At 30.4% G+C, this 11808-nt stretch carries 9 protein-coding genes and 1 pseudogene; all 10 read left to right on the top strand.

Annotated elements, in window-relative coordinates:
- The first annotated feature begins 41 nt into the window (after positions 1 to 41).
- The 10 genes and pseudogenes from OREMA_RS17555 (at position 42) to pglX (ending at position 11730) form a co-directional block, all read left to right on the top strand.
- Positions 42 to 365: an HK97 family phage prohead protease gene (locus OREMA_RS17555; RefSeq protein ID WP_018248948.1), complete on the top strand. Its 324-nt coding sequence runs from the start codon at positions 42 to 44 to the stop codon at positions 363 to 365.
- A 360-nt stretch (positions 366 to 725) separates the two neighbouring features.
- On the top strand, positions 726 to 935 hold the full coding sequence (locus OREMA_RS0109020) for a hypothetical protein (protein WP_026188953.1): 210 nt from the start codon (positions 726 to 728) through the stop codon (positions 933 to 935).
- A 41-nt stretch (positions 936 to 976) separates the two neighbouring features.
- Positions 977 to 1393 (top strand): annotated as a pseudogene (locus OREMA_RS0109015) (head-tail connector protein); the annotation flags it as partial.
- 54 nt (positions 1394 to 1447) lie between these two features.
- Complete coding sequence (locus OREMA_RS18375; RefSeq protein WP_018248945.1) at positions 1448 to 1687, top strand: hypothetical protein; 240 nt, start codon at positions 1448 to 1450, stop codon at positions 1685 to 1687.
- Positions 1688 to 2080: 393 nt separating this feature from the next.
- The gene (locus OREMA_RS0109005) at positions 2081 to 2683 is read left to right on the top strand and encodes a DUF1819 family protein (RefSeq protein ID WP_018248944.1); all 603 of its coding nucleotides are present in this window, start codon (positions 2081 to 2083) and stop codon (positions 2681 to 2683) included.
- A gap of 110 nt (positions 2684 to 2793) precedes the next feature.
- A complete protein-coding gene (locus tag OREMA_RS0109000; RefSeq protein ID WP_018248943.1) occupies positions 2794 to 3375 on the top strand; it encodes a DUF1788 domain-containing protein in 582 nt (193 codons plus the stop codon).
- Positions 3376 to 3418: 43 nt separating this feature from the next.
- Complete coding sequence (gene brxC / locus OREMA_RS0108995; protein WP_018248942.1) at positions 3419 to 7012, top strand: BREX system P-loop protein BrxC; 3594 nt, start codon at positions 3419 to 3421, stop codon at positions 7010 to 7012.
- Positions 7013 to 7235: 223 nt separating this feature from the next.
- Positions 7236 to 7637, top strand: a complete 402-nt coding sequence (locus tag OREMA_RS0108990) for a nucleotidyltransferase substrate binding protein (protein WP_018248941.1) — start codon at positions 7236 to 7238, stop codon at positions 7635 to 7637.
- Entirely contained in the window at positions 7637 to 7939 is a 303-nt protein-coding gene (locus tag OREMA_RS0108985; RefSeq protein WP_018248940.1) for a nucleotidyltransferase domain-containing protein, read from the top strand. Before OREMA_RS0108990 ends, OREMA_RS0108985 begins: the two co-directional genes overlap by 1 nt.
- A 287-nt stretch (positions 7940 to 8226) precedes the next feature.
- Positions 8227 to 11730: a BREX-1 system adenine-specific DNA-methyltransferase PglX gene (pglX, locus tag OREMA_RS0108980; RefSeq protein ID WP_018248939.1), complete on the top strand. Its 3504-nt coding sequence runs from the start codon at positions 8227 to 8229 to the stop codon at positions 11728 to 11730.
- Positions 11731 to 11808 lie beyond the last annotated feature (78 nt).

Below are 11808 nucleotides of genomic sequence, written 5' to 3'. Positions count from 1 at the left end.
ATGTTATCTGGGTGCTTTTTTACATTAGGAGGTGTTTTTATATGAAGTATAAAACGAAAAGAATTCCCTTTGAGCTTAAAGATTTCGATGAAGAGACAGGTGTCTTTACTGGTTATGCTGCTGGAGATTTAATTGAATCAGGTGCTTTTGCAAAGACATTAGAAGAAAATAAGGGTAGAGTAAAGATCTGTTGGCAACATGATCCCTATAATCCTATTGGGAAATCAATTGAGATGAGAGAGGATAAAAAAGGTTTATTTGTTAAGGGGCAAATTAGTGACACAAGCTTAGGTAAAGATGTAAAGATTCTGATGAAGGATGGGGTGATTAATGAGTATAGTAAGTCAACTGAATCACAAACATAAAATCCAAGATCTATTGGAACCACGAATAAGCACGAATGATCACGAATGATCACGAATAAAAACATTAAATAAAGAACAATAAAATGATTAAATTTATGTAGTTTTAATTAGTAAAATGATATTATGGGTTTTAATATTTTTATTTAATACTGATTATGGATAGAAGTAGAAGATTAAAGATATTTAAATATTAATTAAGATTTTTTTGAATTCGTGTACGTTTATGTAGATTCGTGGTTTCAAAAAGGGGTTTCAATTATATTCTTTATGAAAATAATGAGTTTAACTTAATATAATAATTGAAAATAGAGGAGGTAACTATTATGGTTAAGATGAAAGCCCTTAGCACTTTGAAAGGTGTTGAGGGTTTTATTAGATAAAGAGAAATACAAGGTAGCTGATTTGGAAGAAGTAGCGAAATTATTAGAGATGAGTGGTTATAGTGGTTTAAATAAAGATGAATTACTTAAGAAAGTTAGTGAAGAAATTTTAAAAAGAGGGATTAGTGATCTAGCTACTATTGATAAAGAAGAATTAATTGAGCTAATTACTGAAGAGGAGATAGATTAGTATGCCTTTAGATTTATTAGCAGGACCAGCGTGTAGATGAGGTTAAGAAGCATTTACAGATTGATAATAATAGTGAGGATAGTTTACTGGATTCATATATTAAGGCAGCTACTAAAGCGGTTGAAAATATAACTGGGCGGTCATTGATTACACAAAGATGGATGCAGTTATTTTTAAAGCCTAAGCTACCTTGGGTTCTACTTGAGCGAACTGTACATGAGATTAGTGAGGCTTATCAGCTGTTAGGGTTTAAGGTTGAGGCTGAGAATCTGCCTGCTGATTATATATATGTTGAATATAAGAGTGGTTATGGAGATAGTGCAGAGGATGTGCCTGAGGATATTCGGCAGGTGATTAAATTGTTGGTTGCTTATTGGTATGAGGATCAAAGTGAAATAGCAGCAGTATCAGATGGGTTTGAAGAGTTGTTGAGCAGTTATAAGAGAATATCTTACTAGGGATAAGAAAAGACGAACAATTATTAACTTTACTAAGAATATGGAGGAATTGAAATGAGTGAGATTGTTATTGATGTTGTAAGTAAGGTTATAGGCTGGTTGTCATTGTTGAGTATTTTGATTTTGGGGTTGAGGAAGTGGAAGCCAGGCTTGGATCCTTATTTTAAGACAGGAGCTTTTATTTTGGCTGAGGTTAATTATATGATTGATGGTATTTTGTTGGAGTTTCCTCAGAATGAATCGTTGAATAGTATTAATCATTTATTGGATAAAGTGTTAAGTGATTTGGATTAGGCTGGTTATAAGGTTGAGAAGAGACTTAACGCTAAGGTTAAGAGGGGAGATGAATTAAGGTTAGAGTTTGGTGATGGGGAATATAGGATTAGCTATCATAGGGAGTTTTGATAAGAGTAAGTATATAATTAAATTTAATTTAATATGATTTTAGTTCTATTGACTCCTGAGGAGAAATCCTTGGCAGGTATTTTTTGCTTATATTTAAAAATTAAGAAGACTGAATTTGAGAGTATAAAGTAGTGGTTTGCTGTAAAGTATAAAGATATAATTTGAGTATAAAAATTAATTTAGTGATTGATATTTAAAGGATTATTGGAGGTTGTGTATAAGTTTATATATTGTGATAATGTGGCCATGAAATATTAAATTTAGAAGGAAGTGAAGAGATAGATGAAGAAAAAAAATAAGTATAGCACAGGAATTAAATCCACTCCTTTTTTATATTTGGAATTAAAGAAAATTGCTAAATTAAAGGTTAGAGAATCAGATATAACAGATAAAGAAATAAGAAGACAAGCAGTAGATGATAATATTTTTCAGGTCAATACATTAACTAGGAGGAAGACGATTGCTAGAGCCACAATTAAAAGAATTAATGTATTAGATGAGTACTTAATTGATCAATTATTAAATGGTACTATTGATACTAGTAAGCAAATAGCATTATATTCAATTCTAAAAAATGATAGACTCTTTTTTGAGTTTATGAAAGAAGTATATAGAGAGAAATATTTAATAAAAGATCCTTATTTACATGACAAGGATTTTAATATTTTCTTTGAAAAGAAGGCAGAACAGAGTGAAAAGGTAGCTGGATGGAAGGATTATACTTATTATAAATTAAAACAAGTTTTTATTAGGATATTGTTTGAAGCTGGTTTTATTAAAGATCAAGATGAACGCGAGATTGTTAGGCCAATTATTAATCAGAATTTAAAGCAGCATCTTATAGATAAGAATGAAGAAGAATATCTTGAATCAATGCTGGGATGAAGGGCAGATAATAGATAATAGATAATAGATAATAGATAATAGATAATAGATAATAGATAATAGATAATAGATAATAGATAATAGGAAAATATTGAAAAATGGAGGTAAAGATGAGTAATATTCGTGAAAGGTTAGATCAGATATTACCAAAGATAAAAGAAGATAGTTTTATAGAAGGTAGAGGTTTAGGTAATGAGATTGGGTATTATGTCTTTGATTATGAACCTAAAGATGAATTGTTGCTAAGGGAACATATAAAATTTGTTAAAGATAAAATTAACAATGGTAATTTAAAGATTAAGATAATTGAGTTTGATTTATATCAAATAATGTTAAATATATTAAAAGATAAAGGGTATTTAGAAAAGACAATAAAGATGGAAAAACGCGGAGGAAGTGATCGAGTATTAAAAGGAACTAAGAGAACACTTAGATTATTGGATGATAATAATTTGTTAGTAAAGTATATTACAAAGAAAGTCAAAGATAATCATATTGTCTTTTTAACTGGAGTAGGGAAGGCATGGCCTATAATTAGATCTCATACTGTATTAAATAATCTTCATGCTGCTTTGGATGAAGTTCCTGTAGTAATGTTCTTTCCAGGGCTTTATGATGGGGCTACTTTAAAGTTGTTTGGTGAGTTTAAAGACGATAATTACTATCGTGCCTTTAGGCTAGTTGAAAAGTAATAAATTTATTAGTAAGGGGATAATCAAGAGGAGGGATAAGGCAATGAAACTTAAACAGATGTTTAAGAAGGATATTACTCGTGATATAAAAGGAGTTATTAAAGTAGGACAGAGTGATGAAGAAAATATAAAGCAAGAGCTTGAGGAGTATGTTGTAACTCATGAATTAGAAGAGTATTTTGAAAGGTTTTATGATGCATATAAGAAAGGAATAGATGGTTTAACTGATAAGATGGGTGTGTGGGTTTCTGGATTCTTCGGTTCTGGTAAATCCCATTTTATTAAAATATTATCTTATTTGTTAGAAAATAAAGAAATAGAAGAAAAGGCAGCCATTGATTTTTTTGAAGATAAATTTAAGAATGATAAATTATTAGAGGCTATTGAGCAGTCAGGAGAAATAGAAACGGATGTAATATTGTTTAATATTGATTCTAAAAGTGATGCTGATAGTAAATCAGAAAAAGATGCAATAGTTAAAGTGTTTATGAAGGTTTTTAATGATTATTTGGGCTATTGTGGAGATATTCCATGGTTGGCTGATTTAGAAAGAACTATGGATAGAGATAGTACATATGAAGATTTTAAAGCAGAATTTAAAAAAATCATAGGCGATGAATGGGAAGATAGAAGGCATGATTTTTATTATGAAGAGGATGCAATTATAGAAGCACTAGTTAATACTACGAAAATGAGTGAAGAAACAGCAAGGAACTGGTATTATAGTGCAGAGAATAACTATAGTTTAAGTGTAGAGAAGTTTGCAAAATTGGTGCAAGAATATATTGAGGCTAAAAGCAATAATCATCATCTAGTATTTTTAGTTGATGAAATTGGCCAATATATTGGTGACGATACACAGTTAATGTTGAACTTACAGACGGTAGCTGAAGATTTAGGTACATATTGTGGAGGTAAAGCCTGGGTATTAGTAACTTCACAGCAGGATATTGATTCAATAACTAAGGTACAAGGCGGAGATTTCTCCAAAATACAAGGAAGATTTGATACGAGATTAAGTTTATCTAGTGCTAATGTAGATGAGGTTATACAAAAGCGGATATTAGATAAAAAAGATGAGGTAAAGGATACTTTGAGATTACTTTACGGTAATAAGAGTTCAATTTTAAAGAATTTAATTACTTTTTCTGCTGATACAGCCGAGATGAAGAATTATGTTGATGAAGATAACTTTGCTAATATTTATCCTTTTATTCCTTATCAATTTGATTTATTGCAGAAGGTTTTTGAGTCGATTAGATTACATGGTGCTTCTGGGAAGCATTTATCAGAAGGTGAGCGGTCATTACTTAGTGCTTTCCAAGAATCAGCATTGATTTATGTTGATAATGAGTTAGGTAAGCTAGTACCTTTTTCAGCCTTTTATGAATCAATTAAAGACTTCTTAGATGCAAGTGTAAGTAGAGTGATTAAGAAAGCTCAAGAAAGGGCAGAAGACAGTAATTCTAAGCTAGAAGAGCAGGATGTAGAAGTGTTAAAGGTTTTATTTATGATCAAATATATTGATGAAGTACCTGCTAATCTTGAGAATATTACCACACTAATGATCAGTGATATTGATGAAGATAAGATAGATTTAAAAGAAAAGATAGAAAACTCATTAAAAAGATTGGTCAAAGAAACATTAATTCAAAAGAATGGTCCAGAATATATGTTTTTGACTAATGAAGAACAGGACATTAATCGGGAAATAAAGAGTACAAAGATAGATCCTGATATGGTTATAGATAAGATTGGTGAATATGTATTTGAAGATATTTATCCCGATAGAAAATATGCCTATTCTACAGAATATAATTTCCCTTTTAATAAAATTATAGATAAGCAACATCGAGGTCGTCCAAATGGGGAAGTAGGTGTTAGAATAGTAACTCCATTTTGTCTTGATAGTGAAGAAGAATTAAGATTGGCTTCTTCAGCCAATAATAATATTATTTTTAAGTTACCAGAAGGAAATTTAATGGATGAGTTAGAAGAGTCCTTAAAATTAGATAAGTACTTAAGAAAAAAAGGTGGTATGGCCAAGACTGAAGAGATAGAGAGAATCATGAGTGCCAAAAGACGAGAATCTAATGAGAGAAATTCTAGAATTAAAGAGATATTGATTCAGGATTTAGGTGAGGCAGAGATTTATGTTAAGAGTGAAAGATTAGAAGTTAAATCTAGTGATCCAGTCAAGAGAATTAATGAAGGCTTTAAATTCCTGATTGAAACTATTTATAAGAAGTTAAATTATATTGAAGAGTTTACCAAAGATAAGAGTCAATTATTAAAGAAGATTAACAGTAATAATAATCAGCTTAACTTTGATGATCAGATAGCTAATCATTTAGCTATTGATGAGATCAGAAGATATATTAGTAGAAGAAATGAAAGAAATCTGAAGACAAGCTTAAAGAAGGTAATGGAAGATTTTCAGAGTGCTCCTTATGGTTGGAAAGAGTTAGATATTGCAGCAGTAGTAGTTGAATTGTTTAAGGCTCAAGAGATTAAGTTGCAGTATAAAGGAGAAAGTATTGAGAAGGATAATAGAAGATTAATTGATTATTTAACTCGAAATAATTATATGGAAGGGTTAATAATCACTAAGAGAGTTAAAGTAGAACAAAGATTAATTAATTTGGCCAGAAATCTAGCCAGAGATCTTTTTGCCAAGACAGCATTTCCTAATGATGAAGATGGATTGATGGAAGCTATTAAAGAAGAAATGAGGGTTGAGATAGAAGCTAGAGATACTGGAATTAATGATTTATTGAATATTTATAATGAAAATAGAGATAAAGATTATCCAGGTGAAGATATCTTAAAAAGAGGTAAGAGGGCTATGGAGTCTATTCTAGAAATCAGAGATGCTTTTGAGTTCTATAGTGCTTTGGCTGAGAATGAAGATGAATTATTAGATTATGAAGAGGATGCAGAGTTGCTTAAGAACTTCTTAACTGGTGATCAGAAGAAATACTATGATAAGGCTTGGGATACAATAGAGGTTTATAAAGATAATCAGTCCTATGTATTGGAGAAAGATATAATCAATTTAATAGAAGAATTACAGAATATATTAGCCATGGAAGAACCTTATTCTGAGATTTATAGAATACCAGAATTAAGAAATAAATTTAATGATAAATTCGCTGATTTATTGGATGAAGAGAGTAAACCTGTTAAGAATGTAATTAAGAATGATTATGAGATAGTTAAAGATGAGTTGGCTGAGAAAGAGTTGCCAGAGGTCTTTGAAGAAAAGATTAAAAGAGGATTTATTAATTTATTGGATAGGCTTGATAGGGCTAATAATTTGTATCAAGTAATTGCAATGAAAGAAGAGAGTGACCGTTTAAAGATACGTTCTATTGAGGATATTAGGAAGAAAGTTAGAGAATTAGAGCTTAAATATAAGCAAGAGGAAGAGAAGAATAAGGATAATAAGAGTTCTGTCAAGGAAACTCCAGAAAAAGATGATTATAAGGTTAAAGAGACAGAAGTAATTAGCTTAGCATACATTTTACATGGGGCACAGATTATTGAAGAGAAAGATGATATTGAAGAGGTGCTTGATGTAATCAGAAAGAAATTACAGAGGGAACTTGATGCAGATAAACGAATAAAATTAGTTTAGAGAGCAGATAACAGATAACAGATAATAGATAATAGATAACAGATAATAGATAATAGATAATAGATAATAGATAAAAGATAAAAGATAAAAGATAAAAGATAATAGATAATAGATAAAAGATAATAGATAAAAGATAATAGATAAAAGATAAATAGATAAATAGATAATAGATAAATAGATAATAGATAAATAGATAATAGATAAATAGATAAGGGGTGGTTTGGTGAAGCAATTGCGTTGGGAGGAGAAACTTAGTGATTTTAAACAGGCTTTAGATAGATTAGAAGAGGGGTTGAAAGAAGAGTCTATTAATCCATTGATGATTGATGGAGTTATCCAACGGTTTGAGTTTAATTATGAATTAGCTTGGAAGGTGATGAAATTCTTTTTAGAATATCAAGGAATTGAAGGGGCGAAGAGTCCTCGAACTACCTTTAGAGAAGCTTTTTCTTTTGGTTTAATAGAGAATGGTGATGATTGGATTGATATGCTTAAGGATAGAAATTTAACTTCCCATACTTATGATGAAGAACGAGCCAAAAGAATCTATGATAAGATTAAGCAGAAACATTTTGATAATTTAAAATCTGTCTATGAAAAACTAAAAGATGAGGAAGTAGAATAATGAAATTTGGCTTAAAGAATAAAGAATTAGAGGCAATAGTCAATAAGATAAAAAAAGTTGATAAAATAGAAGAGGCTGTTATCTTCGGTTCTAGAGCTAGAGGAGATTACAGTAGAAGCTCTGACATAGATATAGCCGTTTATGCTGAAGATATTAGTGATATGGAATTGAATTTATTAAGAGATAGTTTAGAACAGTTAGATATTATATATAAGATTGATTTAGTAGATGTCAAGAGCTTAACTAAAGAAGGATTAATTAAGAATATTGAAGAAGAAGGGGTAGTTATTTATAGCAGATAATAGATAATAGATAATAGATAATAGATAATAGATGATAGATAATAGATAATAGATGATAGATAACAGATGATAGATAACAGATGATAGATAACAGATATTAGATAACAGATATTAGATAACAGATATTAGATAACAGATATTAGATAACAGATATTAGATAACAGATATTAGATAACAGATATTAGATAACAGATTGATAATGATTATCAATCTGTTGTCGGTTCTAAAAATATCTATAATCTATTATCTAAAAAACTATTATCTGCTTTTAAAGGGGGTTTTGTGTTTTGGATAAGACGGCAATTAAGAATTTTGCAGTTGATGCTAGAAATATACTAATTGAACAGGTAAAGCAGAAAGCATATCAGATTGGGATTAGCAAAGATGGAATTAAAGATGGGGAAGATAGAGGAGAAGGTTATTTAGCTTTTAAGTCTTCCAAAAGAGAGTTAAGTCCTAAAGAGGTTGGAGAGAGAGAAGAGTTAATTAAAGAGATAAAGAATAAAGGTTATGAGCAGGTAATGGAAGAGGTTGCTTATACCTGGTTTAATCGTTTTGTGGCTTTACGCTATATGGAGGTTAATAATTATCTACCGACAGGGGTTAGGGTCTTATCTTCAATTGAAGGTAGCAAGGCAGAGCCAGATATTATTCGGGAGGCATTACATCTTGGCTTGGATATTGATCGGGAGAAGGTTTATCAATACCAAGATGAGAACAAGACTGATGAGTTATATAAGTATTTATTAATTCAGCAATGTAATGAATTAAATCAGATTATGCCTTTTATCTTTGAAGAGATTGCTGATTATACTGAGATACTATTACCAGATAATTTATTGGCAGAGAAATCGGTAATTACTAAGCTAGTAAGTGAAATTGAAGAGGAAGATTGGCAAGAGGGAGTAGAGATAATTGGGTGGTTGTATCAGTTCTATATCTCTGAAAAGAAGGATGAGGTCTTTGCTAGTAAGAAGAAGATAAAAAAGGAAGAGATACCTGCTGCAACTCAGTTATTTACTCCAGATTGGATAGTTAAGTATATGGTTGAGAATTCTTTGGGTAAACTATGGTTAGAATCGGGTAACTTAAATGATGACTTAAAGGAGCACTTAAAGAAAGAGTGGGAGTATTATCTGGAAGAAGCAGAACAGGAGCCAGAGGTGGCAGAAGAATTAGAGAAGATCAGAGCTAAGGATATTCGACCAGAAGAGATTAAGGTATTAGACCCTGCTTGTGGTAGTGGCCATATCTTGGTTTATGCCTTTGATGTTTTATATGAGATTTATCAATCAGTAGGTTATTCTAGTCGGGATATACCAAAATTAATTTTAGAGAATAATCTTTATGGATTGGATATAGATGATCGAGCAGCACAATTGGCTTACTTCGCAGTAATGATGAAGGCTAGAGAGAAGAATCGCCGTATCTTTAGAAAACCACTAGAGTTGAATATTACGGCAATTCAAGAGAGTAATAGTATCGGTGAAGCTGAATTAAAGATAATTAAAGATAGTGGAGCTAAGAATATAAATTATTTAATTGAAGTTTTTGAGGATGCTAAAGAATATGGTTCTATTTTAGAAGTTGAGGCAATTGATGAAGAGGCTATAGAAGCAGAATTAGAGATGTTAAAGGATAAGTTAGGGTTATTTTATGATAGAGTTGAAGATATATTATTGGCTTTAATTAAACAGGCTAAAATAATGGGGCAGAAGTATGAGGTGGTTTGTACTAATCCACCTTATATGGGTAATAGAAGTATGAATTCTAAATTAAAGAAATATTTAAGGAAAAAATTTAAGAATAGCTATAGAGATTTATTTGCTGTATTTATGGAAAAAGGTATAGATTATAGTGTTGAATATGGTTACATAGCTATGATAACTATGCATTCGTGGATGTTTTTATCTAGTTTTGAAGGTTTAAGAGAAGATTTACTTGACAACACTACAATTGACACAATGTTACATTTAGGAACAAAAGCTTTTGAAGAAATAGGAGGAGAGATAGTCCAAACTACATCTTTTGTAATTAAGAATTATTCTAATAAAGAGTACAATGCTAAATATTTAAGGTTAGTTGATTATAACAATGCTGAAGAAAAAAGGAATCAATATTTCAAAAATCAGAATGAATATTCTGCAAATATTATTGAGTTTGAAATTATTTCTGGCAAACCAATTGCTTATTGGATAAGTGACAAAGTTAAAAAAATATTTAATGAAGGGACATCTTTGGGAGAAATTTCGAAACCCAAGACTGGAATGACTACTGGTGATAACAATAGATTTTTAAGATTGTGGAATGAAGTTAATTTTAATAAGATAGGTTTTAACTTTAAAAATAGAGAAAAAGCAAAAGAAAGTAGATTAAAATGGTTTCCTTATAGTAAAGGAGGAGGTTATAGAAAGTGGAAAGGATTTAATGAATATGTTATTAATTGGGAAAATGATGGATTTGAAATAAAAAATAATAAAACTAAAAGTGGAAGAAAAAAAGCTTCAGTAAGAAGTCAAGATAAATATTTTTCACCATGTATTACATGGTCTTCGGTAACATCTTATAAATTTTCTTCAAGAATAGTTGAGGAAGGTTATTTGTTTGATTCAGGAGGTTCTTCAATATTTTTAGATAAAAGTATATTAAAATATATACAAGGCCTTTTAAGTACTAAAATAGCACAATTGTCCTTGTCAATAAGTAACCCTACTTTAAATTATCAACCCGGTGATATAGCTAAAATTCCAGTGATTTTTCCAGAAAATAAAAGTAATGAAAAGATAATTAGCGAATTAGTAGCAAAGTGTATTCAAATATCCAAAACCGACTGGGACTCTTTCGAAACATCATGGGATTTCAAGCAACACCCATTGCTAACACACAAAGACAATGCACAAACAATCGAAGATGCCTTCAATAATTGGTCAAAATTTGCAGAAGAACAATTCTACCAACTTAAAGAAAACGAAGAAGAGTTAAACCGTATCTTCATTGACATCTATGGATTAGAAGATGAACTAAGTCCAGAGGTTGATGAGAAGGATATAACAGTTAGAAAAGCAGATAGAGAACGGGATATCAAAAGCTTTATCTCTTATGCTATTGGTTGTATGCTAGGACGTTATTCATTGGATGTAGAGGGACTAGCTTATGCAGGAGGAGAATTTGATACAAGTAAGTATCAGACATTCCCTGTTGATGAAGATGGAATTATTCCAATTACTAAGGACGAATACTTTGATGATGATATAGTAGCTAAGTTTGTAGAATTTGTTAGGGTTACCTTCGGTGAAAAGAATTTAGAAGAGAATTTGAACTTTATTTCTGAAACTTTGAGTAAGCGTAATAGTAACTCTCGAGAAACTTTAAGAAAATATTTTATTACCAAGTCTAAATTCTATCGTGATCATACGAGAAGATATAATAAATGTCCAATTTATTGGTTATTCCAAAGCGATAGTAGAGGTAAGGCCTTTAATGTTTTAATTTATATGCACCGCTATGATAAAGGAATGGTATCTAAGATTAGAATAGATTATCTTCATAAATTACAGAAAAAATTAGAAGCAGAAAAGCAACGACTAGAAGGAATTATTGATTCAGAGATGTCTAGTCGAGAGAAGAGTAAGGCTAAGAAGAAGTTAAGTGAAATCGAGAGTGATTTACAGGAGATATTAGAGTATGATCAGGAATTAAATCATGTAGCTAATCAGCAGATCGAAATTGATTTAGATGATGGAGTTAAGAAGAATTATCCGAAATTTAAGAAGTTATTAGCTAAAATTTAGAGGGCAGATAATAGATAATAGATAATAGATAATAGATAATAGATAATAGATAATAGATAATAGATAATATTTGTTCTT

The organism is Orenia marismortui DSM 5156 (genome assembly GCF_000379025.1).
GTDB classification, from domain to species: domain Bacteria; phylum Bacillota; class Halanaerobiia; order Halobacteroidales; family Halobacteroidaceae; genus Orenia; species Orenia marismortui.
This window is presented reverse-complemented; position numbering and strand designations above follow the sequence as displayed.